This is a genomic window from Collimonas sp. OK607 (genome assembly GCF_900111995.1).
In the GTDB taxonomy this organism is placed as follows: Bacteria; Pseudomonadota; Gammaproteobacteria; order Burkholderiales; family Burkholderiaceae_D; genus Collimonas.
In genome coordinates, this window is sequence record NZ_FOKF01000019.1 from 44359 (window position 1) to 70422 (window position 26064).

General features: G+C 53.0%; 31 protein-coding genes and 1 tRNA gene. 20 read left to right on the plus strand and 12 right to left on the minus strand.

Going from position 1 to position 26064, the window contains the following annotated elements; genetic code table 11:
• Nucleotides 1-3 precede the first annotated feature (3 nt).
• Nucleotides 4-531, plus strand: a complete 528-nt coding sequence (locus BM029_RS14295; protein ID WP_092437074.1) for a phage tail protein — start codon at nucleotides 4-6, stop codon at nucleotides 529-531.
• On the plus strand, nucleotides 531-1805 hold the full coding sequence (locus BM029_RS14300; RefSeq protein WP_092437076.1) for a contractile injection system protein, VgrG/Pvc8 family: 1275 nt from the start codon (nucleotides 531-533) through the stop codon (nucleotides 1803-1805). The genes BM029_RS14295 and BM029_RS14300 overlap by 1 nt, the downstream gene beginning before the upstream one ends.
• A gap of 64 nt (nucleotides 1806-1869) precedes the next feature.
• Here the strand turns inward: BM029_RS14300 and BM029_RS14305 are convergent, their stop codons facing one another.
• Together BM029_RS14305 and BM029_RS14315 are read right to left on the minus strand one after the other, a co-directional pair.
• The gene (locus BM029_RS14305) at nucleotides 1870-3630 is read right to left on the minus strand and encodes a P-loop NTPase fold protein (RefSeq protein WP_092437077.1); all 1761 of its coding nucleotides are present in this window, start codon (nucleotides 3628-3630) and stop codon (nucleotides 1870-1872) included.
• A gap of 420 nt (nucleotides 3631-4050) precedes the next feature.
• Entirely contained in the window at nucleotides 4051-4476 is a 426-nt protein-coding gene (locus tag BM029_RS14315; protein WP_244545051.1) for a helix-turn-helix domain-containing protein, read from the minus strand.
• A gap of 85 nt (nucleotides 4477-4561) precedes the next feature.
• Here BM029_RS14315 and BM029_RS25635 point away from each other — a divergent pair, with 85 nt between their 5' ends.
• The 10 genes from BM029_RS25635 to BM029_RS14355 all read left to right on the plus strand — a co-directional run bounded on the left by BM029_RS25635 (nucleotide 4562) and on the right by BM029_RS14355 (nucleotide 8979).
• Entirely contained in the window at nucleotides 4562-4759 is a 198-nt protein-coding gene (locus tag BM029_RS25635) for a hypothetical protein (RefSeq protein ID WP_139217251.1), read from the plus strand.
• 17 nt (nucleotides 4760-4776) lie between these two features.
• Nucleotides 4777-4974, plus strand: a complete 198-nt coding sequence (locus tag BM029_RS14320) for a hypothetical protein (protein WP_092437083.1) — start codon at nucleotides 4777-4779, stop codon at nucleotides 4972-4974.
• A gap of 39 nt (nucleotides 4975-5013) precedes the next feature.
• On the plus strand, nucleotides 5014-5202 hold the full coding sequence (locus BM029_RS14325) for a hypothetical protein (RefSeq protein ID WP_092437085.1): 189 nt from the start codon (nucleotides 5014-5016) through the stop codon (nucleotides 5200-5202).
• Nucleotides 5199-5450: an Ogr/Delta-like zinc finger protein gene (locus BM029_RS14330; protein ID WP_092437086.1), complete on the plus strand. Its 252-nt coding sequence runs from the start codon at nucleotides 5199-5201 to the stop codon at nucleotides 5448-5450. The genes BM029_RS14325 and BM029_RS14330 overlap by 4 nt, the downstream gene beginning before the upstream one ends.
• 133 nt (nucleotides 5451-5583) lie before the next feature.
• On the plus strand, nucleotides 5584-5802 hold the full coding sequence (locus BM029_RS14335) for a hypothetical protein (protein WP_092437088.1): 219 nt from the start codon (nucleotides 5584-5586) through the stop codon (nucleotides 5800-5802).
• Between the two features lie 107 nt (nucleotides 5803-5909).
• Complete coding sequence (locus BM029_RS14340) at nucleotides 5910-6248, plus strand: hypothetical protein (RefSeq protein ID WP_092437090.1); 339 nt, start codon at nucleotides 5910-5912, stop codon at nucleotides 6246-6248.
• Nucleotides 6245-8212 (plus strand): replication endonuclease, encoded by a 1968-nt coding sequence (locus tag BM029_RS14345; RefSeq protein WP_092437092.1) that lies wholly within the window; start codon nucleotides 6245-6247, stop codon nucleotides 8210-8212. Before BM029_RS14340 ends, BM029_RS14345 begins: the two co-directional genes overlap by 4 nt.
• A gap of 8 nt (nucleotides 8213-8220) precedes the next feature.
• A complete protein-coding gene (locus tag BM029_RS25925) occupies nucleotides 8221-8397 on the plus strand; it encodes a hypothetical protein (RefSeq protein ID WP_170851083.1) in 177 nt (58 codons plus the stop codon).
• Complete coding sequence (locus tag BM029_RS14350; protein ID WP_092437093.1) at nucleotides 8390-8716, plus strand: hypothetical protein; 327 nt, start codon at nucleotides 8390-8392, stop codon at nucleotides 8714-8716. The genes BM029_RS25925 and BM029_RS14350 overlap by 8 nt, the downstream gene beginning before the upstream one ends.
• The gene (locus BM029_RS14355; protein WP_244545052.1) at nucleotides 8713-8979 is read left to right on the plus strand and encodes a hypothetical protein; all 267 of its coding nucleotides are present in this window, start codon (nucleotides 8713-8715) and stop codon (nucleotides 8977-8979) included. The genes BM029_RS14350 and BM029_RS14355 overlap by 4 nt, the downstream gene beginning before the upstream one ends.
• A gap of 63 nt (nucleotides 8980-9042) precedes the next feature.
• Here BM029_RS14355 and BM029_RS14360 read toward each other — a convergent pair whose 3' ends face one another.
• From BM029_RS14360 to BM029_RS14370, 3 genes are all read right to left on the minus strand, one after another.
• Complete coding sequence (locus tag BM029_RS14360; protein ID WP_092437095.1) at nucleotides 9043-10080, minus strand: hypothetical protein; 1038 nt, start codon at nucleotides 10078-10080, stop codon at nucleotides 9043-9045.
• Between the two features lie 256 nt (nucleotides 10081-10336).
• Nucleotides 10337-11221, minus strand: a complete 885-nt coding sequence (locus BM029_RS14365; protein WP_139217252.1) for a hypothetical protein — start codon at nucleotides 11219-11221, stop codon at nucleotides 10337-10339.
• Between the two features lie 54 nt (nucleotides 11222-11275).
• Nucleotides 11276-12328 carry a tyrosine-type recombinase/integrase gene (locus BM029_RS14370; RefSeq protein ID WP_092437098.1) on the minus strand — a complete coding sequence of 351 codons (1053 nt, stop codon included), beginning with the start codon at nucleotides 12326-12328 and terminating at the stop codon, nucleotides 11276-11278.
• A gap of 183 nt (nucleotides 12329-12511) precedes the next feature.
• Between BM029_RS14370 and BM029_RS14375 the strand changes: the two genes are divergently transcribed.
• Together BM029_RS14375 and BM029_RS14380 are read left to right on the plus strand one after the other, a co-directional pair.
• Nucleotides 12512-12586 (plus strand) — tRNA-Arg (locus tag BM029_RS14375).
• A 199-nt stretch (nucleotides 12587-12785) separates the two neighbouring features.
• Nucleotides 12786-13853 (plus strand): hypothetical protein, encoded by a 1068-nt coding sequence (locus BM029_RS14380; protein WP_092437100.1) that lies wholly within the window; start codon nucleotides 12786-12788, stop codon nucleotides 13851-13853.
• A gap of 42 nt (nucleotides 13854-13895) precedes the next feature.
• On the opposite strand, the gene BM029_RS14385 is transcribed toward BM029_RS14380, so the two are convergent.
• Nucleotides 13896-14660 carry an MHYT domain-containing protein gene (locus tag BM029_RS14385; RefSeq protein WP_092437102.1) on the minus strand — a complete coding sequence of 255 codons (765 nt, stop codon included), beginning with the start codon at nucleotides 14658-14660 and terminating at the stop codon, nucleotides 13896-13898.
• A gap of 404 nt (nucleotides 14661-15064) precedes the next feature.
• Here BM029_RS14385 and BM029_RS14390 point away from each other — a divergent pair, with 404 nt between their 5' ends.
• Both BM029_RS14390 and BM029_RS14395 read left to right on the plus strand, forming a co-directional pair.
• On the plus strand, nucleotides 15065-16957 hold the full coding sequence (locus BM029_RS14390) for an ATP-binding cassette domain-containing protein (protein WP_092437104.1): 1893 nt from the start codon (nucleotides 15065-15067) through the stop codon (nucleotides 16955-16957).
• An 87-nt stretch (nucleotides 16958-17044) separates the two neighbouring features.
• Nucleotides 17045-17632: a GNAT family N-acetyltransferase gene (locus BM029_RS14395; RefSeq protein ID WP_092437106.1), complete on the plus strand. Its 588-nt coding sequence runs from the start codon at nucleotides 17045-17047 to the stop codon at nucleotides 17630-17632.
• A 9-nt stretch (nucleotides 17633-17641) separates the two neighbouring features.
• Here the strand turns inward: BM029_RS14395 and BM029_RS14400 are convergent, their stop codons facing one another.
• Both BM029_RS14400 and BM029_RS14405 read right to left on the minus strand, forming a co-directional pair.
• The gene (locus tag BM029_RS14400; protein WP_092437108.1) at nucleotides 17642-18493 is read right to left on the minus strand and encodes a SirB1 family protein; all 852 of its coding nucleotides are present in this window, start codon (nucleotides 18491-18493) and stop codon (nucleotides 17642-17644) included.
• Between the two features lie 120 nt (nucleotides 18494-18613).
• Nucleotides 18614-19078: a MarR family winged helix-turn-helix transcriptional regulator gene (locus BM029_RS14405; RefSeq protein WP_092437110.1), complete on the minus strand. Its 465-nt coding sequence runs from the start codon at nucleotides 19076-19078 to the stop codon at nucleotides 18614-18616.
• Nucleotides 19079-19116: 38 nt separating this feature from the next.
• Between BM029_RS14405 and BM029_RS14410 the strand changes: the two genes are divergently transcribed.
• Both BM029_RS14410 and BM029_RS14415 read left to right on the plus strand, forming a co-directional pair.
• The gene (locus tag BM029_RS14410; protein ID WP_092437112.1) at nucleotides 19117-19857 is read left to right on the plus strand and encodes a siderophore-interacting protein; all 741 of its coding nucleotides are present in this window, start codon (nucleotides 19117-19119) and stop codon (nucleotides 19855-19857) included.
• 71 nt (nucleotides 19858-19928) lie between these two features.
• Entirely contained in the window at nucleotides 19929-20588 is a 660-nt protein-coding gene (locus tag BM029_RS14415) for a class I SAM-dependent methyltransferase (RefSeq protein WP_092437114.1), read from the plus strand.
• A 41-nt stretch (nucleotides 20589-20629) separates the two neighbouring features.
• On the opposite strand, the gene murJ is transcribed toward BM029_RS14415, so the two are convergent.
• Complete coding sequence (gene murJ, locus BM029_RS14420; protein WP_092437115.1) at nucleotides 20630-22180, minus strand: murein biosynthesis integral membrane protein MurJ; 1551 nt, start codon at nucleotides 22178-22180, stop codon at nucleotides 20630-20632.
• 344 nt (nucleotides 22181-22524) lie between these two features.
• On the opposite strand from murJ, the gene rpsT reads away from it, so the two are divergent.
• On the plus strand, nucleotides 22525-22794 hold the full coding sequence (gene rpsT / locus BM029_RS14430) for a 30S ribosomal protein S20 (RefSeq protein ID WP_038486574.1): 270 nt from the start codon (nucleotides 22525-22527) through the stop codon (nucleotides 22792-22794).
• Nucleotides 22795-22980: 186 nt separating this feature from the next.
• On the opposite strand, the gene BM029_RS14435 is transcribed toward rpsT, so the two are convergent.
• The 3 genes from BM029_RS14435 to BM029_RS14445 form a co-directional block, all read right to left on the minus strand.
• Entirely contained in the window at nucleotides 22981-23442 is a 462-nt protein-coding gene (locus tag BM029_RS14435) for a DUF192 domain-containing protein (protein ID WP_170851085.1), read from the minus strand.
• Between the two features lie 146 nt (nucleotides 23443-23588).
• Entirely contained in the window at nucleotides 23589-23822 is a 234-nt protein-coding gene (locus BM029_RS14440; RefSeq protein WP_092437119.1) for a hypothetical protein, read from the minus strand.
• Nucleotides 23823-23985: 163 nt separating this feature from the next.
• Entirely contained in the window at nucleotides 23986-24555 is a 570-nt protein-coding gene (locus BM029_RS14445) for a pseudouridine synthase (RefSeq protein ID WP_092437121.1), read from the minus strand.
• A 192-nt stretch (nucleotides 24556-24747) separates the two neighbouring features.
• Between BM029_RS14445 and icd the strand changes: the two genes are divergently transcribed.
• The gene (gene icd, locus BM029_RS14450) at nucleotides 24748-26001 is read left to right on the plus strand and encodes an NADP-dependent isocitrate dehydrogenase (RefSeq protein WP_092437123.1); all 1254 of its coding nucleotides are present in this window, start codon (nucleotides 24748-24750) and stop codon (nucleotides 25999-26001) included.
• The last annotated feature ends 63 nt before the right edge of the window (nucleotides 26002-26064 follow it).

Consider the following 26064-nt stretch of genomic DNA (forward strand, 5'->3'; position numbering starts at 1 on the left):
ATCATGATGATGGCCCTGGGCATGTTTGTCTTCAGCCTGCCAACCCTGGCTTACCAGGAGTTACAACGCAAAACCGAGTGGAAGCATCCGAGTACGTCACGGGTCGGCGCCCGCAATGCCCGTCAGTTCACCGGCAAGGGCGACGACACGATTACGCTGTCAGGCTGGATCGCGCCGGAATTGACAGGCAGCGTGTATTCGCTGGATGCATTGCGTCTGATGGCCGATACCGGCAAGTCGTGGATACTCATCGCTGGTACAGGGCGCATCCTGGGGTCTTACATCATTACAGGCATGACCGAGGGCCGTACGGTGCTTGGGCAGGATGGCGATGCCGGCAAGCTCGATTTCTCCATCACGCTGGAACGTACCGACGAATCCGTGCTGGGCTTATTGAATACCCTGGGTGACCTGGGCAACATCAAGAACATGCTGAGCCTGGAGGGAATCAGCAATAGTGTCAACAATGCCATCAATACCAGCGTATCGACGTTTAACAATGTCGCCAACAGCGTGGGAAGCCTGTTCTGATGTATTACCCTATTCCTGCTTTCAAGATTACGCTGGACGGCCACGACATTACCGGAAAATTTGCGCCACGCCTGATTAGTCTCAATCTAACCGAGTGCCGCAGCGACAACGCCGACGAGCTGAGCATTACCCTGTCGGATACGGATGGCCAACTCGCGCTGCCTGCCAAAGGCGCCAGGATCAACGTGCAGATCGGGTGGCAAGAATCAGGTTTGATAGATAAGGGCGTGTTTACGGTCGATGAAATCGAGCATAGCGGTGCGCCGGACGTACTGACCTTGCGGGCCAGGACCGCCAGCCTGATCGATACTTTCCGGCAGCCGGTGGAACGTAGTTTCCACGACACCACGCTCGGGGCGGTGATTGAGGTGATCGCGTTTCAGCACGAGCTGAAAGTTGGCATTGCCGAGGCGCTACAGGGTGTAAAGATTGCGCATTTGGACCAGACCCGCGAGAGCAGTGCAGCGTTCCTGCGCCGTCTTGGAAAGAAATACGACGCTACCGCGACTGTGAAAAATGACACGCTGCTTTTTATGCCAGCAGGTCGCAGCAAGACCGCGTCGGGTCGCAACCTGCCCGTGATCCGCATAGCACGCAATCTGGGTGACCGGCACCGCTACCATAGCGCCGAGCGCGACAGCTACAGCGGCGTGCGCGTGTTCTGGCATGACGATCGGCACGGCATACGTCGCAGCGTCGTGGCCGGCATGCCTGGCAACAGCAAGCGGCTGCGCACGACCTACGCCGGCGAGGCCGACGCCCGCGCTGCCGCTGTCGCAGAGTGGCAACGAATACAACGCGGCGCCGCTACGCTGGAATTGTCGCTGGCGCTCGGTAATCCTGCATTGATGCCGCAATCACCCGTGATGGTCGACGGATTCAAATCCGAAATCGATCACCAGGATTGGTTGACCGCCAAGGTTACGCACAGCATTAGCGACGCCGGCTTTACCAGCGGCATCGAGCTGGAGACGCGGACCGAGGAGGCAGAGGTTGAGCGCAAGGATGAGGTCGACCCAGATCCGGGCATAACGGGCGTGTTCGCCAAGTGGCGCAACGTTGTCACGAAGAAGACCGGCCAGGAGTTCGCGCCATCGACGGGCAAGGTCAAACATGCCACGCCGGCGGCCGGCGCGACGGCCACTACAAAAACACTCCAGCACGTCTACGCCAACAAACAAACCGCCGCACGCGCTGCAAAACTGGAATGGGAAAAGATACGGGAGCGTCGAGAAATCATCAAAGAGAATAGCGGCTTAGGGCTGTCGAACTAACCAGCTGAAAAATTAATATTTGAATCCTGCGCGGGTTCTAACGCAGGATTCGTGGAGTATATGGTTATGAATCTACGTCAATGCCATACATTACTTTGGCACGTTTCTGATTTATGCTACTTTCAGATGCAATCTTTCTTATAGCGGCACGCACGTTCCCATAGATCAGTTTATGTTTCTTTGTAGCGTCGGGGTCACTGCTTTGAAGGTCGCCAAAAAACAGGAGTCCAGATCGAAGTTTAGTAGACAAATCAGTTGGATTTGTTTTTATCCACGCCACAAACTCATCTTGAGTGACTGAACACAGAAAATCGATGTCCTCCGGATTCCAGCCTTGAGTAGTAGCGATCTTCATACACACTTGGTCAATGTCTTGATCGTTCCGAGGCGCTTGAATTGTTTTAATACGGTCTATGAGCGGTTTATAGGAAACTCTGCGCGCAACCGACGTGTCATGCCGATCCATATTTACGAATTGTGTTTCATGAAGTGTTACATAGTTTTCCATCAATTCGTCAACGTCCTCTCCCAGTTCAGACAGCATTTCGAGTGCGGATGCATACTCACTTAAATTGAGTTTGTCGGCCTCCTTCGAGAGAACAGATTTAAACGTACGAACGATTTCAACCTGATTGTCGGCGAATGATTCCGAATACAGAGACCAAACGTCACTTAGCGCCTTTTGAGCACGATTGACATCTATTTTCTTGGAGAGTTCTTGAATTGCCGTCTTGGCTTCCGAGACGTCCACATAACCCCGGACGAGATAGTGAATTATATATTTATCAAATATTGATGGAGACAGTCGCAGTGTTGATGCTATTGAACGGTATCGTTTCTCATCTGAGGAAACCTCTTTATCTTTTTCGCCGAAGTAAGAAGACCAATAACTATCTTCCAACCGTACTTTCAGGAAATCAAACGACACTGCAGTGCCCCTCAAATAATAGGACCAACATAGCACTGCTGCATGGTTAATGAACTCGCTAACTATCAGATCACTTGAGTTTTCCAGTTCGGACCAGAACGTGTCAATCACGCCCTTTAGTTTCTTTATGACTCGGATATTTTTCAAATCCAAGGCAACAATAACAGTTTCGATTGTTGCGAATAGGCGATGATTGGAAGAGAATACACATTCTAGATTTTGTTTATGGGTCGGATTGTGATCCAGCTCGGCATCAACAACTTTCTCCCGATATGACTCGAACTCTTGTTTGTCTTTTTCTTCTGAAAATGAGTTGTCATTAAATATAAGAACAACCTTGCAGTTCTTTCGACGGGCCAGTTCATCAGTCAAGCCCATTATTTCTCGAACCGACAATGAGCCGCCTTTTCGCTCCATATCATCAAAACATATGACATAGTTTGCAACCAAACTATATTCCATCGACGCAATAATTCCTGCAAATTTATCTGTGTAGGGTGCGGAACGTGCAAAATTCGTAAACCACTTAACGAATGGTGCCTTTTCTTTTGCTATGTTCATGGCTCCGCGCACCCAAGGTGCTCTACTCAAGAGACTTGTACTGTCCTCAAGCTGTTGATCAAAGTGAGCATCGATTTTCGCATTTGAGGATATTGCCTTTGCTGATTGAAATATCGACGCGCGTACGTCCGCAAGGGATGTCTTACCAAAGAGAGAAACGTAGCTGTATGCAACTTGCTTGATATCTTTCTTCGCGATTCGATCTTTAATGTACGAATTCCAAAGATATGTCTTGCCAACTCCCCAAGCGCCTTTGATGACGATAACCTGATCATCGCTATTGAAAAAAGAATCGAGTGATTTTATGGATGGATGCATGAGCGAAGGGAGAGTCATAACGGTTGAGGTGAGCGGCCAACAACGGTCCGCAGATGGTGACGGTGCAAGAAAACATGCCCCGTCGTTGTGCTATTACAATTTAGTGAAGGCGTGACCTTTCGATCTCGTGCCAATACGGCGCGGCGCCACTGCTTTGGCTTAGGCACTCGCGAATCTCGCCTGTTAGCATCCTCTTCGCACTGCCGACGGAATACATTTTATCGTCCGCATAACAATGCAATTGCTCCTTCATCGTTGACGCGCTAACGTCTGGTGGTATCTGATACAACGACCAGCCGCATACGCTGGTCATGGCAAGCAGAGCGACGGATAACTGCTTGTGAAGGCTGCGGGCCTGATGCACATCGCCCATGACAACTTGCCCTATGCTCCCTTCAAATTCTGTATTCGCTTTTCGCCACCAATCTCGCTTTATTCCTAGATACTTTTTTTCTTTTTCTTGTCAGTCATGTGGAAGGTCATCGGGGCATTAACCGTTTGATCTCCATCCACAACCTGACTGACATTGCCGCTAAATTTCGTGCCACTGGCAGCCTTTACGGTCGTGCTCATGCCATCTATCAAGCCTAATACGCCAGCCTTTCCGCGAACATCGAGGTTGCGGTAGCTAGCTAATAGTTCGCTTTCTTCCAGCGTTAGCGCTGTCGCAGACACCTGACCGGTCATTACGTACCAGACGTCGACACCAATTTCCAATAGCGCACATAAATAAGCGGCATCGGGCGATCTTTCGTCTTTCTCATAGGAAATTTGAGCGCGTTTCTTCACTCCGCCAACCTCAGCAAAATCGTCCTGATTCATTCCAAGGCGCTGGCGTTCCTTCTTTAAGCGTGCTCCAAACATGTCCATATTCACATTTATATGTTGACTAGTGCGTTTTTGAGCACTATAGTTACGCCATCCCATAGCGATTACACATCATAACATCATGGAAACATTGCCCAAAGTCAGGCGTATCTCCAAGGGAGCGACCTCGCAGCCGCTTGGCGCCCGCCTCATGCCCGCTGAAAAAGATGAGGTCGAGCGGTACGCCTTCCGATTACAACGGTCCCGCGCCTGGTTTCTACGCTTTTTGATTTTGCGTGGCCTTGCCGACTACAAACGCGAACTTGCCTCTCATCAATAACAGTTAAGGACGCCACCATGTATCCCGACACCAAGCGTATCCGCACTAATCGCCTGACTCTCCGGTTTGACGACTACGAACACGATCTGATCAAGGCGCTGGCTAACTATCAAGGCGAACAACCGTCAACGCTGTTGCGTCAATTGGTGCTGCGGGAAGCGGCAGCAGCGTTGGGCGTCAGCGACAGTGAAATAGTAGACTCAAAAGCTGCATAAGCCTAGACCGCAATAAGCAGATTAAGAGCCGACGAAAAGATGCCAGTCCAAGAAATCACCCTAACCGATGCAGAAAACGACTTACTGGAGCGCGTGCGCCAGCAGCAAGGTCTGGATTCGGTGCAACAGGCAGCGGAATGGCTTGCAAAATCGCGTTTGCGCAAGCAGTCGCGTCAAATATCCGGCAGAGGCCGTGCCTTGTATCCAGTAGACAGGAAGCCAGCATGAGAGTCATCAGTATTCCTTGTCCACATTGTCATCATCGTGTGCGCGCCGCGAAGAGCCGCACCATGTCGCACATGATGAAAGAGATCACCTACATGTGCCAGAACCCCGATTGCGGTCACGTTTTTGTCGCCAGCTTGGAAGTGTTGCGCACGTTGTCGATGTCGGCACTGCCTAATCCCGAAGTACGTATCCACGTGTCCCAACATGTCCGCAACGCTTGTGCAAATCAGCTTGCGCTAAAACTGTGAGCTGCACATGACGATGACACTTCACAACCTAGCGCCGCCGTAGTCTCCAGCTAGTTTGCATCCATTCCCGTTGTTACCTGCAACGTCTGTTTTCAGACGTGCGGGATTCGCTCACCCTGAAGAAAGGTAAATCATGTCAAACCGCATGTATTTGGACCAACTAAAACGGATCACTGTGAAGCCTGTAAAAGCGCACCGCCATCCAGACGCATCTATTGGAATTTTCTACACTCAGGAAATCGTGTTCCATTGTGAGGGTGGCAGTAAACAAGAATTGACGCTGGGGCTGGAAGCTGGCGTGCACGCTCTCGCGTTGGGCGACTTGGTCACTAACGAGCAGGTGACAATATGAAACGATTGAAAAATTTCCTGTTTGATTTCGCCGTAATGACGCTCGGCTGTCTCCTAATGATGGCAGGTCCGTTGTTGCAAGCCACGGGCATCATTGGAGGATAAGCCATGGCTAGTCAATCTCAACACGCGCACCAGGACATCGCACAGATGCATCTGGAACACGCCTACATCGTGCTGGCCGGCGACAAGGAAAGCGTGCGCGCCGCCCGCTGGAATGGCATCCCGCCGCGTGATCGGCAAATGCTGGCCCACATGTCAGGCATCGGCAGCAAGAAAGGTGACGTCCCTCTGCAATCACTGAACGCCTTGGAGCGCGGCAAGATGCACTGCGAAGCCCGCCGGTTGCTCAAGCAACTGCAAACCGTCCTGCGCTGTGCGCAAGGCGGCGAACTACCTAGCCAGTTTCCGGCTGCCAGTCACGAATCGGACGGGATCGCCGCATGAGCTACCACTTCTACTCCACCGACGCCATCACCAGTCTACCGAAACGCATGGGCCGCGCCCTGCGCGATCTGTTCACCCGCGAAGGCATGGACAAGCACGAACACAAGATCGACGTCATCGACGAAATCTGGTCAGCCGATCATTATTTGCTGCCGCTTGATGCCCCTGATGAAGCGCTCTATCGCGCCGCCGACAGTGCCGCCCGCGAGTGCTATCAGTTCTGTGCCGACTTGCAATCCCTGGATGCGATCCTGTCCGCAATTCACCATCTCTGTGAACGCCTTACCGTCGCGCCACCAGCAGGCGAAGAAGATAATGAAATCATCCGTCGCGCCTTGGACAAAGCCTGGTGGCTGCGTGGCATCCGCAAGGCGCATGCACGTCGCTGCGAACATATGGCGATCCGCCTGGGGTTCACCAGCTACAATACCGGCCCCTATGTCAGCAACGAAACGGCTTATCGTCAGCAACGCCGCAATAAGCAGAACGCCAAGCTGTTGGCCTCCATCGAGCTACAGAACGAAAACGGCCAGATCTACAGCTTGGACGCCTTGGCCGCACTTGGCCTGGCGAACAAATCCAATCGGCGCGGCGAACTGATGACGCGAATACGCGGCTTTGAGGAAATCGCATTTGACCTGGGCCATGTCGGTCTGTTTGCGACGATCACGGCGCCAAGTAAGTATCACGCTGTACTGAGCAAGAGCGGTGAATCGAACCCAAAATATATCGAGTTTGGAGAACCCACGCCACGCGATGCCCAGTTGTATCTGTGCGACGTATGGAAACGGATCCGCTCCAAGCTGCACCGCGACGGCATCCACGCTTACGGCTTCCGCATTGCTGAACCGCATCACGATGGCTGTCCCCACTGGCACATGCTGATGTTTGTGCCGCCTGAGCACCAGGAGCGCTACGAGGCGATCATCACGGCTTATGCACTGATCGAAGACGGCGACGAACGCGGTGCCGATAAGAATCGGGTCAAACTGGTCCGCATTGAAGCCGACAAAGGCACTGCCGCAGGCTACATCGCTAAGTACATCGCCAAGAACATCGACGGCGAACATGTTGGCGATCACCACATGCGAGAAGACGGTCGTACCTATATCGTGACCGACGATCTGGCCGGCGACGAATTGCTGACGCCTAGTCAACGCGTGTGCTACTGGGCGCAGACCTGGGGCATCCGGCAATTCCAGCAGGTCGGTGGCGCACCTATTGGTCCGTGGCGCGAATTGCGTCGCGTCAAGAGCGAAAGCATCGTCAACGCGCCGGATGCCGTTAAAACTGCTTGGCAAGCTGCCCAGACCATCAGGGCAACGGAAACCAACATCGTAGACGGTAAGCGCGTCGAAACCGTCAAGACGATCAAACAAGCGTCCTACAGCGACTACCTACGGGCGCAGGGCGGCCCGCTGGTCGGACGCAAGGGGCTGGTCAAGATCGCCACGCGCAGCACCCTGGTCGAAGGCAAGTACGCGACCTATGAGACGGAAAAGCCATGCGGCATCTATCACGCATGGAATCCACGCGCAGTCTACGAATCCGTCCGTTATCAGTGGACGGTCGTCGGCGCCGCCAAGGCTGTGGCTTTTGATCTTCCTTGGACTGGTGTAAATAACTGTACGCAAAAATCTAAAAAGAAGGTTCCCACTTCTGTTTTGACTCCCGAGGAATCAGCAGCAATTGCAGTTCGGCTTGCGGATTTCATCGAAAAAAATCCACAGCCGGCATATCAGCCCACCGACTGGTCGACGATAGAACAAAAATCCAGAGACCTGGAGCGGAATACCAAAGATTTTGCAGATGCGATGAACATGCAATGCGAAAACACGCGCCGGCAGGAAGTGGCCGCGTATGAAAACCACGATATGGCTGCACGCAAACGCCTTGTCACGACCTGGGCAGCTATTGGCGCCTGCCCTTATCCACGAATTTTTATTACTGAGATAGACCTATGAAAATACTCATGCACGCATGCCTAAATTCGCTAATGGCGTTCGCCATTCTTGGCATCGCCGAAACAATCCAACCGGTGTTTAAGCGCTTCCAAATCCGCTACCACGGCGCACTGTCGGCCTTCGTGGCCCTGGTCATTGTCATCAGCCTGGTAGTCGGCTTACTCCTGGAGGCTTTCCGTGAATAAGGTAGATCAACCACTCAGCGTGAAGGTGCGCGATCGCGTCACATTCGACACCGACGAAGGCATCCAGGCCGGTTACGTCAACGACCTGCGGCGCGACCTTGGCAACGGCGAGTTGCACGCCTGGATTGAGGTGGAACACCAATTGCCTGGCTGCTTCCGCGCCGTGCCTTTATCAGACATCCTCACATCCGACGAAGTGGAACCACCGTTGGCAGTGTACTTTGGATTAGACCCGAGGAAAGGTGTCAGGGAGTTTGAGTGCTTATATTCCTGTAATTTTGAAACATTGGCAAACTGTACGGGGGAGGGCGCACAGTGAGTCTTCTAACACAAGCATACATATTAGAAAATTTCGGACTTCGGCTGAACCTTCCGCAGTTGGCAAAGTTGCTTGATATTAAAGAGGGGACAATCCGCAATCAGATCAGCGCCGGTTCCTTTCCGATAATCACCTATACTGAAGGCGCGCGCCGTTTTGCCAGCTATCAAGCGGTATCAGAGTACCTCGATAGCCAACATCTCATTGCGCGCAGCAATCAGGCGGTCGCGGCAGGACGCGCCAGTGCTCCAGCAAATATGTAATGTTGATCATTATGAGACATCATGCTTGAAAATCACATTTGTTCCACCTCATGGCTTTGAAAGTCAGAACGTGAGTATTGACATTGGTAAGCGGAAGTGCAAACAACGATCTCGCTCTTCTTGCATCCATTCACCCGTTAATGTGTCTCTAAAATGCTGTACTACTCCTGGTCGCCGAAACGTGTTGAGATCAAGAGGGTTGGCAGCGAAAGGGTTGTGAAATATCTGCAATCCGTCTTCCAGCGTTTCGTTGTGGCGCGCTCTGCTAACTTGTTGGCGACGAGGCTTTCCGCCGGGTCCGCCCCAAGAGGAAGAAATGGTGCATGGTCTCGGTGAATCTTGAGTTAGTGCCTCAACTTTTCCCCATGTCGCGGCGCAGGAAAAAATCACTGCGCTTATTGCTCGATATTTCTCGTTACAGAAAAGGCCAAGCGGAACGCTAGTTCCATTACTTTTGGTGATTTCACCCAATTTAATGCCTGGTGGGCCGTCCGGATATTGTGTTGGATTTTCATGGTACGCATCTTCGTCGACGTAGTAGTCGTATAGGAGGGCCATGATTGCGCGATCATATTGGTATTGGAAGTCTGGTTGTTCAAATGGTGCGATGGCCAGCACGAACGGCTTTTGATTCGTGTGGGGAAGCTTAGAATAGGAATCGTTGAATTTCCTGAATTTTGCGCTAAAGGCATTGGAGAGACGAATCATCGCCTCACGATTGATTTTGCCAAATCGTTTATATCGAACATCTTGGCTGATGAGTTCCGGTTTCCTCCACTCCTCCAAGTTGCCGCTGGCTGAGTTGGCGGTGACTGCTTCAACGACGAAATCTCTCCCATTTCCATTTACATGGAAATCGGGCATTGCATGCGACCAATTCATCTCAAATCCATACTCACAAAAAACCGCGTAAAGATAGATTTCCCAAAAGGATGAGTTGAAGGTCGTTTGAAATTCTATGGCGAATTTATTATCTCGATCTGGGAACCCCGATGCCCACCGAGCAAGCTCGGTGCGTTCGGGCAGCAGAAGAGGATGCATTATTGATCGGAAATTCGGATGCTGTTTTTCTGTTGCAACGAGCGGACTGAACAAATCCATGATTATTTCCTTCGGTTGTAAGCGGGCGTTAAATTGGTAAGGGGATCATGTTCCGTTACAACTGGTCGGCGAAGCACGATCACTATATCCGTAGTCAGTTCAGAGTCGGCGCCTTTTCAATCACTACCTATATCGAGGGAATGCGTCGCTTTGTCAGTTTCAACGCGGTGTCACAATATTTGGATAGTCAGCATTTGAGGATTTGTAAGTGCCGTCGCGACTTGGCTTGAAGGGAGGGGCGTCGGTCGTTCACTAGCTAGACATTTTGCTTTTGTTGTGTGATCGCATTCAACGTCACAAAAATGAGATGGGCATACGTCATTAAAAGACCAGTCAATGTGTCAAAAGGGCTGTGTTCAATGACCAACGGCAGTAGGGATTTTTGTCTAGTTTCGAGTAAGGCAATCGTATTTTTGTATTCGCCTGCCCCAAAGGAGCCATCGATAATTGCTGTGTGTTCAGCGCTAGGTTTTCCGTTCCTGAACAACCCGGCTTTCTCCAATACTTGTTTCGAAAATTTGACTCTGTCACTGGCTACTCCGCCTTTATGAACGATAAGATGCCTCAAATGTTCTATGAGAGTAAGTGCAAAGTCGAGATTGGCGTTGCATGCGTTATTAAATGCTAGTTCGCCGATCTCTGGAAATTTTCTTTTGAATTGAGCAAGAATACTATGTGGAACTTCTTTCTTATTTCGTGCGCGCTCCAAATGCCATGCCCAATCTTTGGAGCCCAGATCCGCTAGCGAAATGTTTCCATAGTCAGCTAGCGGCCAGAAATTTGGATCATCCAGGGCAACGCTTGCGTATGCCATCTCGACGAAGTCTGAGAACTCCTCATATGCCTCGGCCAATAGCCATTGATATTGTTTGTTTTGGTGAAGCGCGACAGCTAATTCCATTTCTTTGATGGACCTGCTTGTCTGTCCAAAAAGTACAAGAGTTCCTGTTTTGGCGTCACGCAAGACCATGTTGTCCATATTCACGGCCAATCCTGTGAGGTCTGGGTTTTCTTCAAGCTCTCTTGCGTCTGCATAGAGTTTTTTTCGTTCGCGGGTATGTAAGTCTTTCACAGCCCTTTGATATAACGAAATTTGAGTCATCTTGTCAGAAAATGCATTAAATATTTCGGCAATGTTCACATAGACCCCAGGGCTGATTTTTATTGCGAGCGGTGGTTTAAGGGCGGATAGCTATTATGATGACGCCCAGGCGGCTTTGTTTGGAAAGATGATCACTCGACCTTTTTCCGCAATATCTTCGGGCTTAAGATTAGTGTAACGTTTTAGGTTGCGCCAATCTTTGTGCCCGGTAACAGCTGCCACTTCCGGTATCTCCCATCCGGCTTCAAACAATGCGCTGGCAGCTTCATGGCGCAGATCGTGCATATGAAGGTCAACAATTTTTGATGCGTCACACGCCCATTTAAAATACTTGCTGGCGGTTCCTGCTTCATAGGGGAAAATTCGCTTGTCGCTCCGCGGCTGGCGCATTACAACTTCGAACGCATCAGCGATAAGAGGCACCCATTCGTCATTTCCCTTTTTCATGCGAGGATGTTTTCTATCCCGTACCATTACCATGCGCGATGCTTCGTCCAGATCGTCCCAAGTGATTCTAAAAATCTCACCTCGCCGAAATCCCGACCGTAGCAATACCGTCACGATGTCGATCATTGGTAGTCCGTATTGCGGATTTTCGGCGAACCAGCTCAAGATCGCCGTGAGCTCAGTGCTAGTTGGCCGACGCTCCCTGGTTTTTCCAGCTTCGACCAGGTGTAGATGCTTCAGCATAGGGCGGGCCTTTGTAACTGCGTCCGGAATATTGACGTCCAGCATACCGGCCATGTGACGAAGGATTGTACCGAGCTTCGATAGCTCCATCTCCACGGTGTAGCCGCCCACGCCGTCTTCCGTGCGCCGGGCCTGGGCATAACCCACAATGTCTTGTGTTGTCAGTTCGGCAGCGATCTTGTCGCCCAACTTAAGCGTCAAGCGCTTCATCATGTAATGTTCGTTCGACGTTGGGCTGACAGGGCGTGCTGATTTTTGTCGGACGAGTTGATAATCAGCAATGAGCGTTGCGAGGTCCGTTTTCAGCGCGCTGGCATTCCCGGACTCGACGTCAATTTCGGTGGCACGTGCCCATCTTTCAGCTTCTGACTTTGTCCGGAAGGTTTTTGTTATACTCCTGCCTTTAGTGCGAACTTGAGCGCGCCAGCGTTTGCCGATTGCTAGTATGGATGCCATGTAATTCCCTCTGTTTTGTCTCCGGGGATTGTAGCAAATCTGTAGCAGTCAGAACGTTTACTCGCATGATTTCGCGTTAACGGGAATGATAGGGGAGGGATTCTAAATCGCTCGTAAGTTATTGAATTTGCTGGGTATATCCCATAAAATCAAAGACTTATTCCTCCCATTGATTTACCCCGTCTCGCCATAGTTCAATGGATAGAACGAGTGCCTCCTAAGCGCTAGATACAGGTCCGATTCCTGTTGGCGGGACCAAATCCCCTATAAAAAACCAGTAAGTCACCGTAAGCCCCGTATTTCTCTTCAATGCCAAGCCAAGCCGCAGAAGCCGGCCGCGGCTACGGGAGGTATGTGGTATATATTGATTATGGGAATGTTTGTTTCTCAAATCAAAAAATGAAACAAAATCACTTCGCATCGATCCAATAGAATCAGCCACCAACAGAAAGCGGCTATGTCTAAGAAAAACGAAGCAATTTGCAGTTTCGCGCTGGCATGCACGTTTCTTTGCTGGCATCCCCTCGCTCAGGCAGATGACGCCAAGGCTTTACCACCGTTAGCACCAGCGCCTGACAACAGCTACGTCTCGGCCGCGCTCGGTAACGGCATACTTTACGGCACCAGCCTGGACACCCAGAAGCCGATGCGTTGGCGTGCCGCGGAAATCAGGTTCGGGCCGGTTATCGATCTGTTTGGACTGTCTGCCGGCGGACATCTGCCGGCCGGCGGCAGCACACGGCTTGACTACGTGTACTACAACGAGGGCCATCCCGATAACAATCATCGCGATGGTTACGCAGCCCAGATGGTCTACCGCCAAAAACTGCAGCCAAGTTTTGATCTTGAACTGGGCGCCGGTCCGTATTTCAGCATGAACAGAACCACCGTCAATGGCACGGAAATAGACGACAGGCGCCTGGGCGGTTTGTTTTCCGTGGCGCTGCTGGCGCGTCTGGATCAGTTCTCACCCGGTCTCAGCATCCGGCTGGCGTACAACCACGTGCTGACGCCTGGCGCGCCGTCGTCGGATGGCTTTCTGGTCGGCATCGGCAAGGAACTCGGCGCAACGCACGTGAGCGCGCCAGATGAGGGAGGCGATCGCGGATTATGGCTGGCGGCGCTGGGCGGTTTTGCCCAGACCAATCAATCGGGGCCAGGCAAACGGTTTAGCTACGCATTGGAAGCTAAAAAATATTACGGACCATGGGCCGCTTCGGTTTCCGCGATAGAAGAAGGGGATGATGGCGTGCGCGTGAATCGGCACGGGATTGCCGCAGAAGGCTGGTATGTGCAGCCGATTGCCGAACATTGGAATATCAGTGCCGGCGCCGGACCCTATCTGGCAGTCAATAAACGCGATTCGGACAACTGGAAAGTAAATGGCTTGATCAGCTTGCAGGTTGGTCGTGATCTGGGCCACGGCATGAGAGGTTTCGCCGACTTCGGCCGGGTGGTCACTTTCAAGAACAAGAATGACGCCGATCTGATGACGATCGGCATCATGAAGCGTTTTGACATGTAGCGTGACGCCGCGAATGGCGAAGCGTCACGACTACGGCCTCGCTCAACGCAAGGTTTCCGCCAGCTTGTTTTCGTCCATGCTGCGCCCCAGCACCACCCAGAAAATGCACAGGGACAGCAAGCCGGCGACCGCATAGACCGAAACGTCGAGGTAATTGCCGCCGATTTTCAGCGGGATCAGCGGGGCGTCGCTGGTGCAGATCATGTTGGCGGCAAACATGCCGACGTAGTGCATGCTGCAGACCGCCAGCGCCATCACCAGCGCCGCTATCACCCTATGCAACAGCCGGGTCAGATTGAAAGCCAGCCATAACGCAGCAGAGGCGGCGGCAATCGCTATGACTATCGAAATCACGACGATGCGCGGATTGAGCAGCATGGTGGCGCGCAGGTTCATCGCATACATGCCCATGTAATGCATCACGCATACCCCTACTCCTGCAAGCATGCTTCCCGCCAGCCAGCCGGATACCTTGAACTTGCCATGGCCGCCGGCCAGGTAAAGCGCGATGCCGGAAATTATGATCGCAGCCAGCAACGATGCCGCGGTGAGCACCACATCGTAGGCGATCGGCACGGTCAGGCGATACGCTTGCATGGCGAGGAAATGCATCGACCAGATGCCGATACCGCCAAGCGAGGCGGCGGCGCAGATAGTCATGCCGAAATCCAGCGTACCATCTTTGCGAAACATGGATTTGGCGCATTGCAGGGCTAGCAATGCGCCCCAGAATGAGATCATGTATGACAGTAAAACCAATGGCGCGTCATATTTTGGTATCAGTAGCTGCCCTAGTAGTGGGTCCATGGTTTTCTCCCTGTTATATGCATGTGAGAGGCAAAAGGCTGCGTGCGCTTTGCCCTTGTCTTTACAGTGATATTATTTTTCTAAAATCAGGTCAGATTACCTACGCCATGGCACAGCGCCAGCTCGAAGATGGATGTTTCCAGGTGGAAATAATATAGGTCTCAAATTTCTTTTTGGCAATGTATTTTCATAAATATTTTGTAACGCCACATTGCAGGACAAAAAGGCCCGTGAGCAGGGAGCAGCAGCCCGGTGAGGGTGTCGGGTTTGACAAATATACGACCAGATCTCCGAGGTTAGGTACAATGTGCGGTTCATTCATCCAATTGACTGCGTGATGCCGCTTATGTAGCCATCTGGCGTAGCGCTCCGCAGATCTTTCTTTTTCTGGTTTCATCCAAATTATGGCTGTCATTTCTATCTCCAATGCGCAACTCGCCTTTGGTCACGTTGCATTGCTGGATCGCGCGGAATTTTCCCTCGAATCGGGGGAGCGGGTCGGCCTGATCGGCCGTAATGGCACCGGCAAATCGTCGTTGCTGAAAACCATCGCGGGTGTGTCCAAGCTGGACGATGGCTTGATGGTGATGCAGCAAGGTATCAAGATCGCCTATGTCGATCAGGAACCGCATTTCGAATCCGAGATGTCGGTGTTCGACGCAGTTGCATCCGGCATGGGCGAAATGCAGGCATTGCTGAACGAATACGATTCACTGACCGGCCAGTTCGGCGGCGATAACGACGACGCCCTTTTGGAGCGCATGCACGAGATACAGAGCAAGCTCGATGCCGCCGACGCCTGGAGCCTGAGCAACAAGGTCGAGACCACGCTGGATCGCTTGAACCTGGATAAGAATCTGCTGATGGGGCAACTCTCGGGCGGTATGCAAAAGCGCGTCGCGCTGGCCTGCGCCCTGGTGAGCGCGCCCGATGTCTTGCTGCTTGACGAACCGACCAACCATCTGGATTTCAGCTCGATCATGTGGCTCGAGGGTTTGCTGCGCGACTATAAAGGTAGCGTGCTGTTTATTACCCATGATCGTAGTTTCCTGGACAACGTCGCGACGCGCATCATCGAACTGGATCGCGGCCGCATCCTGTCTTTCCCCGGCAATTTCACGGCGTATCAGGTGCGTAAGGCTGAGCAGCTGGAAAACGAAGAAGTCGAGAACGCCAAGTTCGACAAATTCCTGGCGCAAGAAGAAATCTGGATCCGTAAGGGCGTGCAAGCGCGCCGCACACGCGACGAAGGCCGCGTCAGGCGCCTGGAAGCTTTGCGGGTTGCGCGTAGTGTACGGCGCGATCAACAAGGCCAGGTCAAGCTGGATGTGTCGTCGGGCGAGCGCTCCGGCAAGATCGTCGCCGAGCTGACCGATGTCAACAAATCCTATGGTGAAAGAGCGATCGTACGCGACTTTACCGCCACCATTTTGCGTGGCGACAAGGTTGGTCTGATCGGCCAGAACGGCGCCGGCAAGACCACTTTGCTGAAGCTGATTCTTGGCGAAGATCAGCCGGATAGCGGCGCGATCAAGCAGGGCACCAAATTGCAGATCGCGTATTTCGACCAGATGCGCGCGCAGCTGAACGAAGACGCCAGCCTGGCCGACACCATCGCGCCGGGTAGCGACTGGGTTGAGATCAACGGCCAGCGCAAGCATGTAATGACTTATCTGAACGATTTCCTGTTTGCGCCGGAACGTGCGCGTTCGCCGGTGAAATCGCTGTCCGGTGGCGAGCGTAATCGTCTGCTGCTGGCGCGTTTGTTTGCCAAGCCGGCCAACGTGCTGGTGCTGGACGAGCCGACCAACGATCTGGATATCGATACGCTGGAATTGCTGGAAGAGTTACTGGAAGACTACAACGGCACCGTGTTCCTGGTCAGCCATGACCGTACCTTCCTCGACAACGTGGTGACCCAGGTGATTGCCGCTGAAGGCGATGGTATGTGGCGTGAATATGTCGGTGGCTATACCGATTGGGAACGTGTGCGTCCGACCCAATCGGCAGTGATTGCCAAAGCCAAGGCCGAAGCGAAAGCTGAACCGGTTCAAGCTGCAGCCAAGCAGAAAAAACTCAGTTATAAAGAGCAGCGTGAGCTGGAAGAATTGCCGTTGCTGATCGCCAAGCTGGAAGCGGAACAAAAAGCCATTTCAAGCCAACTGGCCGATCCTGATCTGTACAAGCAAAAACCGGACGAAGTGAAGCGCCTCAACGACAGGTTCGCTGAAATCGACGGCTTGCTGCTAGAGAGCCTGGAAAAGTGGGAAGTGATCGAGGCGCGTACCAAGGGCTAACCCGACAAGCCGTGGCGGCAGGCGGGAAGGCAGTGACGCATTCAATCAGGATTTCTAGGTAACCTTTTATTCAAGGGCGTAGTTTTAATGAGCGAAACAACAGCTTTCCCCTTTATCCAGACCGAACGCCTGCTGTTACGCGAGATAGTCGAACGCGATGCAGAGCAGATATTCGCCATGCACGGCGACCCTGATCTGATGCGTTGGTTCGGCAACGATCCATTAAAAGACCTGGCAGCTGCGCAGGGCTTGATCAAGCGATTTTCCAGCTGGCGCCTGGATGAAAATCCGGGCGCGCGCTGGGGAATTCAAGCCCGTGAACGGGACCAGTTGCTAGGCACATGTGGTTTGTTCAAGTGGGACAGGAACTGGCGCAAATGCATGATCGGCTATGAACTCTCTGCACATGCCCAGAAACAGGGATTCATGCGGGAGACATTGGCGGCAGTCATGACCTGGGGTTTCGCACATATGGCGCTGAATCGCATTGAAGCCATGGTGCATCCGGATAACCTGGCTTCTCTCAAGCTGCTGCGCCAACTCGGTTTTGTCGATGAAGGCCGCCTGCGCCAGGTTGGTTACTGGGGCGGCCAATACCATGACATGCTGCAGCTATCGCTCCTACGCAGCGAGTGGCCGGCCGCCAATGCCCAGGTAACTAATTCAAACTACTAATTCGAACAACTAATTCAAACGCCGGCACGCCTCGCGCAATTCGATGGCTTGCTGGTACAGAGCAGCCGCATCAGATGCGTGCGGCCGTTGCGCCAGATAATTTTCCAGATCTTCCAATGCTGCTTGCGGGCAATCCAGCTGCGCGAACGCTAGTCCGCGGTCGCGCCGTTCTACGGCATCGCCGGGCAACAGGATCAAGATCCGTTGCTGTACTTCCAACAGCCGTTGCCAGTGATTGCTTTGCTGGTAGATAGCTTTCAGATTACGCAACATGCGGACCAGGATGTCGTGCGGGTGGGCGATCTGCAGATAGCTGATCAGCGAGAGCCGGCTGGCCGCTCTTTCTTCCTCGTTTTCCGTAGGCAGATATGGCTCCAGCCGTTCTTCCAGTTCTTCGCGCGACAGGCTGGCGCCATTGCTCGGATCGATCATGATGTCGCCGGAAGGCACCGTGAGTTTCATCAGGAAATGGCCAGGGAAGGATACGCCTTTTACCGGCAAGCCGATCTGCTGCGCCAGTTCCAAGTAAATCACTGCCAGCGAAATCGGAATACCGCGTCGCTTGGCGATAACCCGGTGCAGATAGCTGTTGTCAGTGTCGTAATAATGATTGACGTTGATCGCGAATCCCAGCTCCTGGTAGAAGAACTGATTCAGCTGACGTAGTTTCTGGATTGCCGAAGCGTCCGACGGCAAGCGCTGGCGCAAGGTCTTGGCCAGCCGGTCCAGCTCATCCTGGGGCGCGTTGAAATCCAGTTTGGGATAGGCATCCTGCGCGATCGCCAGTGCTGCTTCGAACAAAGGAACATCATTGGCTTGTTGCACCAGCGCAGTAAAGTAATCTAAGGATGTGGTCGTCATGACTCTATCCTAGCAAACTATTTTCTCCAGTGCGATAGGAGAAACCGTGGCCGGCTGTTCCACTCGTTCCGATTTTGCATGTTGTCATGCGGAATTATTTTGACATCGTCCTAGAAAAACTCAGGCGTCCAGATTGTTTTTCAAACGATTCAAGAGCGCCAGCAGTTCGCGCTGTTCTTCCTGCTGCATGCCTTGTACCGCTTTAGCATTGAGCCGCCTGGCTTGCTGTTGCAGAGCGCGTTGTACCGACTGTCCGGCATCGGAAAGCGTCAGCCTGGTGTTGCGCCGGTCGGTTTCGTCGGCCTCGCCATCGAGTAGCCCACGGTCGCGCAAGCCCTTTATCAGCCGCGCCAACTGTGCCTTGTCGCGTCCAGTCTTGCGTGCCAGATCACTTTGCGTTGCTCCGGGGTGATGGCCGAAATAGCTCAATACCTTCCATTCCATGTGAGTGACGTCGTGCGGACCGTCGCGTAGCGTCTGGAACTGTTGCGAACGGTATTGATGCATGACGGTGTGAATCAGATCCAGCACGCCTTCTTCCGGATTTTTTTCTAAATGGTTGACTTTGTCATTTGATTTGCGCATTATAGGAGACATTATCAATCAATTCTAAGGATGGTCACATGATTATAGACCCGCCCGTCAGCCGCGTACAACGACTACGCCATGAGATCAAGCGACGTGACCTGCAAGTAGTGCGGGTCGCATCTGTCAGTCCGCATTTTCGCAGTGTCACATTCGCCGGCGAGTCCCTGGGCGATTTCATCAGCGCGTCGTTCGACGACCACGTCAAACTGATTCTGAACCCAGACGGCGATACCAAAGATTGGCGCGACTATACGCCACGGCACTACGATGCCGCCGCCGGCGAACTGACGCTGGAATTCGCGCTGCACGGCGACGGCCCCGCCGCCAGCTGGGCGGCGCAGGCGAGCGTGGGCCAGCTTGCCACCATTGCCGGGCCGCGCGGCTCGTTTGTGATTCCGCTAGACTACGACTGGCATCTTCTGTGCGGCGACGAGACGGCTTTGCCGGCAGTTGCGCGGCGACTGGAAGAGCTTCCTGCCAATACCTACGCCATCGTGGTGATGCTGGTGCCCGATGTCAGCGACCGCCGTGTCTTGCAAAGTGCGGCGACCGTCGATATACATTGGGTCAGCGACGCGGCACAATGGATAGACGCAGTTCGCACGTTGACTCTGCCGGGCGGCGAAGGCTATACGTGGTGCGCGGGAGAAGCGGGCGCCATTGCGACACTACGCCGTGTGCTGGTGGAAGAAAAAGGTGTTGGCCGCCACGCGATTCGCGCTGCAGCCTACTGGAAGCGCGGCGCCGTCGCGCATCATGAGAACCTGGGCGAATAAGGGCGTGGTTTTACGTTTGTTCCTAACACTTATTCCTCACGCTTGATATCCTTATTCAGGAGAACTAAGACATGTCTGACCGCACACTCAATCTCGACGATAAGCTCTACCAATATGTATTAGATCATTCGATCCGCGAACATCCGGCGCAAGAGGCTTTGCGTGCCGCTACGCGCAGCCATCCATATGCGGGCATGCAGATTTCGCCCGAGCAGGGACAATTCATGGGACTCCTGATCAAGCTGATGGGGGCGAAGCGCACCATTGAAATCGGTGTCTTCACCGGGTACAGCGCGCTGTCAGTGGCGTTGGCTCTGCCCGATGACGGCAAGCTGCTGGCTTGCGATATCAGTAACGAATATACGCAGATCGGCCAACCATTTTGGGAGCAGGCGCAAGTCAGGCACAAGATCGATTTGCAGCTGCGGCCAGCGCTGGAGACGCTCGATGCGCGTTTGGCCGCAGGTGAAGCCGGTCAATACGATTTTGCTTTCATCGATGCCGACAAGACCAGCTATGACGGCTATTACGAACGTTGCCTGCAGTTGCTGCGGCGCGGAGGGTTGATCGCCATCGATAATACTTTATGGAGTGGCAAAGTGGCGACGCACGATACCAGCGCCGATACGCTCGCTTTGCAAGCGCTGAACATCAAACTGCATCAGGATGACCGCATCGACCTGTCGCTGTTGCCGATCGGCGACGGACTGACGCTGGCACGCAAACGCTGATGATCTTGCGTTGACCCTTGCGCTTGCTCATTGCGTTTAATTTAACGCGCAATACGTTTGAAATCGCGGAAACGGAATCCCATCGCCAGCAGTGCGCCAAAATAGGTAACGCCGCAAGCCGCCAGCACAGCGCACAAGGCGGCGATGCGCGCCAGCGAGCTGGTATGCGGTCCGGTCCAGTCGAATTGCTGGCTACACCACAGAGCTACGGCCGCCATCAGGAACAGGGCGCCGAGCAGACGCATGAAATAGCGGATCCAGCCAGCCTCAGGTTTGTATATGCCGCGTCGCATCAGGCTCCACAGCAGGAAGCCGGCGTTCAGGCAGGCGCCGACGCTGATCGACAGCGCCAGGCCGGCCACTGCAAAAATCGGCACAAAGATGTAATTCATCAATTGCGTGGCGATCAATACGCCGATCGCAATCTTGACCGGGGTCCTGATGTCTTGTTTGGCGTAAAAGCCCGGCGCCAGGATTTTCACCACAATCAGGCCGATCAAGCCGACGCCATAGGCAATCAGGACCTGGCTGGTGACCGCGACCGAGGCCGCATCGAATTTACCGTGCTGGAACAACGTTGACGTCAGCGGCACCGCCAGGGTAGCCAGGCCGACTGCAGACGGCAGCGCCAGCAAAAAGGTGAGTCGCAGACCCCAGTCCAGCAGCGACGAGTATTCGCCGTGGTCTTTGTCCGCATTGGCTTTCGACAAGCTAGGCAACAAGATGGTGCCGAGGGCAACGCCCAGCAACGCCGTCGGGAATTCCATCAAGCGGTCGCCATAGGTCAATAGAGAAACGCTGCCATGCCCCAGGCGCGAAGCGATATTGGTATTGATCAGCAAACTGAGTTGAGCGGCAGATACGGCAAATACCGCAGGCCCCATTTTTTTCAACACTCGCTGTACGCCGAGATCGCGCATGCCGATCATGGGATTGAGGGCAATCCGCGGCAGCATGCCGACCTTGATCAGCGCCGGCACCTGAAGCGCAACCTGCAATACGCCACCAACCAGCACCGCAAATGCCATCGCATAGATGGGATGTTCCAGATAGGGGGCGACAAATAGCGAGGCGACAATGAAAGCCAGGTTAAGCAGTACCGAGGTGAAAGCCGGAATCTTGAATTCATGCCACGTATTCAGAATCCCGCCGGCCAGGGCGACAAAAGACATGAAGCCGATGTAGGGGAACATGATCCTGGTCATGAACACCGAGGCACCGAATACTTCTTTGTTGTCTTTCAGGCCGGTGGCGATGAAATACACCAGCACCGGCGTGGCCAGGATACCGATGATGCAGGTAAACAACATGGCCCAGGTCAGCACGGTGGCGACATGATCGACCAGTTCCTTGGTCGCGGCCTCGCCTTTCTGGTTTTTGTATTCACCCAGGATGGGCACGAAGGCTTGTGAAAAGGCGCCTTCGGCAAACAGCCGGCGCAACAGATTGGGAATACGGAAAGCGATGGCGAAGGCGTCTGTGTAGCCGTCGGCACCGAATGCGCGCGCGTACAGGATTTCGCGAATCAGGCCCGTCACACGTGACACCATGGTCATGCCAGAGACGGTGGCAAGCGTTTTATGCAAGTTCATGGAGCGGCATTATAGCTGTAGCAGATCGCCTGCCGCAGCTTTCTCAGGATTTGGAAAATAAGGTTAATTTTTGCCGCGTTTGCAAGAGTTTGCTTGCTGTCGGCGCAGTCTGTTGACTGTGATAAAGTCTGGGCCGGATTGTTCCCGCAGCAAGTACGATATACCAGGAAGGTTGGTTGCATCATGGCAACAGTGCTTTCTTGCGACAGAATTGTTTCCAAAGCAAGGGGAGTTTGCCTGTTTGAGAAAAACTGGTTATAATCCGTGGCTTTACAGAATTCTGCGTCGCGGTCTGGTTTGTTTATGCCGCGTAAGCATTCCCGACCTCGTTTTAGGAAATATAAATGGCAAATACCGCACAAGCACGTAAGCGTGCTCGTCAAGCAGTTCAGCAAAACCTGCACAACTCCAGTCAGCGTTCGACCCTGCGTACAGCTATCAAAGCTGCTCGCAAGGCAATCGATGCTGGTGGCGACAAAGCTGCTGCAGCGCTGGTTCTGCAAAAATCCGTATCGGTTATCGACCGTATCGCGGACAAGAAAATCATTCACAAGAACAAGGCTGCACGCCATAAGAGCCGTTTGAACGCTGCTCTGAAAGCGCTGGCTGCTTAATAGTATTTGACGGGCAGCCCCGGCTGCCGGTTGTACTAAATTGTTGTTGGAATAAGAAAAACCCTGCATAACATGCGTTATGCAGGGTTTTTCTGTTTGGCTTGTTTTTGTTTGACTTGGTTTTGTTTGATTTTTCAATCATCCCGGCGGCAAGTGCTCAGGGAGTTGCCGCCGGTAGTGTGTCGCTTATAGCTGCGGCAAACCTTGGATCACGGCGCCGGCTTTGATATTCTTGTCCTTGAACCAGCTCTTGTTCATCTCCAGCGCATAAGATGCGGCGCCCTGGGCGCAATGCGAGTCCAGCGTCTGCGCTTTCATTTCCTCGACATTCAGGATGGTGCCCTTGGCATCGATGAATGCGACTGACAGCGGGATCAGGGTGTTTTTCATCCACATGCAGATGCCTGCCGGATTATCGAATACAAATACCATCCCTTCGTTGCTCCCCATTTTCTTGCGGAACATGAGGCCTTGTTCGCGTTGCGCATCTGTGTGCGCAACCTCGGCTTTGATCACGTGGATACCGATATTCAGGGGGGTGGTCGGGAGCTGCTGGCTTTCTTGCGCTGCTGCCGGCAATACGGCAAAGGAGAAGATTGCGATGGCTGCAAAGGCTGCGGAGAGGTAATTAGCGCGAATTTTTCTCATGTTATTCATGTTGTAGAAGCTCCTTTAGGATGCGGAGATTATACAGAGAGGTAATTCGACAGCGGAGTGTCCGCGGTGGATATTAATTGTTTCAGGACGTAAAAAAAGGCAGGACGCGCCTGCCTTTATCGAAGCTGATGCTGGAATTACTTCGCAGCAGGAGCGGCTTCAGCTGCTGGAGCTTCAGCTTTCGCAGCTTTAGCTTTAGCTGCTTTTTTAGCCTTCTTGACTTTGTGTGTTGCCTTCTTGGCTGCAGGAGCAGGAGTCGAAGCTGCAGTGGCAGCAGCAGCAGGTGCGGCAGGTGCTGCAGGTGCGGCGTCAGCAGCGAAAACGGAGGAAGCGAACAGGCCGGCAATCAGAACAGCGATCAGTTTTTTCATTTTAAAATCCATTCAGTTAGCGAGTTAATCAATCTATGATTCACTTGAATCACTGCAATTAACGACGCTCGGAAACAGATGGTTGACATTTTTTTTTGAAAAAATCAGAAACCTGTTTCAAATTGTATCTGCGCTGTATTCCATTGTGTTCACCGCGTCTCCGCTATTTTTTTAAGTCAGTCAGATCGGCCGGGTTGATCTCAACCGACTCACCCGGCCACAACGGATGGCTTTGCAGCGATACCTGGCCGATCGAGACTCGCACTAGCCGTAAGGTGGGTAATCCCACCGCCGCTGTCATGCGCCGCACCTGGCGGTTTTTTCCTTCGGTCAGGGTGAGCGCCAGCCAGCTGGTGGGTTTGTCCTGGCGCTGGCGTATCGGCGGATCGCGCGGCCATAGCCAGTCAGGTTCCTCGATTTGGCGCGCCTGGCACGGCTTGCTGCGGAAGTCGCCGAGATCGACGCCGTTCCGCAAGTGCGCCAGCATAGCCTGGGTCGGAGCGCCTTCGACCTGCACCATATAAGTTTTTGGCTGTTTCAGCGCGGGGTGGCTGATGTTGTGCTGCAGCTTGCCGTCATCGGTGAGTAACAATAATCCTTCACTATCGGCATCCAGGCGTCCGGCCGGATAGATATCGGGAATCTTGATATAGTCGGCGAGCGTAGGGCGGCCGGGGTGTGCTGAAAACTGGCACATCACTTGAAATGGTTTGTTGAATAAAATCAGAGACATGCGCCTAGTATACAGCTTGAATGCAGCTTAGCCATCGTGTCAGCCACGGCGCCGGCGTCGCAAAAGCATAGCGTCTAGTAAAATACTAGTGCATAATACGAAATGCCTGTCTTATGTCTTATATAAGACTAACTGTGTTTCAAATCCAACTGCACTGGTAGCTTTTACCTCCTCAACTCCGGAGATACACTGATGTCCCAACATATCAAAGTGCCTGCTGAAGGCCAAAAAATCACCGTCAACGCCGATTTTTCGATCAACGTTCCTGACAATCCAATCATTCCTTACATCGAAGGCGATGGCACTGGTGTAGATATCAGCCCGGTCATGATCAAGGTAGTGGACGCCGCTGTAGCCAAGGCATACGCAGGCAAGCGCAAGATCAGCTGGATGGAAGTGTTTGCAGGCGAAAAATCGACCAAGGTATATGGTCCCGACGTCTGGCTGCCGGAAGAAACCCTGGCCGCGATCAAGGATTATGTTGTATCGATCAAAGGCCCGTTGACGACACCAGTTGGCGGCGGTATCCGTTCGCTCAACGTGGCCCTGCGCCAAGAGCTGGACTTGTATGTCTGCCTGCGCCCGGTGCGTTACTTCAAGGGCGTGCCTTCGCCGGTGCGTGAGCCAGAGAAGACCGATATGGTGATTTTCCGCGAAAATTCGGAAGACATCTATGCTGGTATCGAATGGCAAGAGGGTAGCGACGGCGCCAAGAAGCTGATCGACTTCCTGATCAAGGAAATGGGCGTCAAGAAGATCCGTTTCCCGAATACTTCCGGTATCGGCATCAAGCCGGTTTCGCGTGAAGGCACCGAGCGTCTGGTTCGCAAGGCGATCCAATACGCTATCGACAACGACAAACCATCCGTCACCATTGTCCACAAGGGCAATATCATGAAGTTCACCGAAGGTGGCTTCCGTGACTGGGCATACGCACTGGCGCAAAAAGAATTCGGCGCTGAATTGATCGATGGCGGTCCATGGGCGAAATTCAAGAACCCGAAGACTGGCCGCGAAATCATCGTCAAGGATTCGATTGCTGATGCATTCTTGCAACAAATCCTGTTGCGTCCGAATGAATACAGCGTCATCGCCACCCTGAACCTGAACGGCGACTACATCTCCGACGCCCTGGCAGCACAAGTCGGCGGTATCGGCATCGCTCCTGGCGCCAATCTGTCGGATTCAGTGGCCATGTTTGAGGCAACCCACGGTACTGCGCCAAAGTATGCTGGCAAAGACTACGTCAATCCAGGTTCGCTGATCCTGTCGGCGGAAATGATGTTGCGCCATATGGGCTGGCTCGAAGCTGCAGACCTGATCATTGAATCGATGCAAAAATCGATCACTTCGAAAAAGGTCACCTACGACTTCGCACGCTTGATGGAAGGTGCAACGCAGGTTTCTTGCTCCGGTTTCGGCGAAGTATTGATTGAAAACATGTAAGTTTGCCGTTTTTACAAAAAAAGCCAGAACGTGTTCTGGCTTTTTTTTTCGTGCATTGATTGC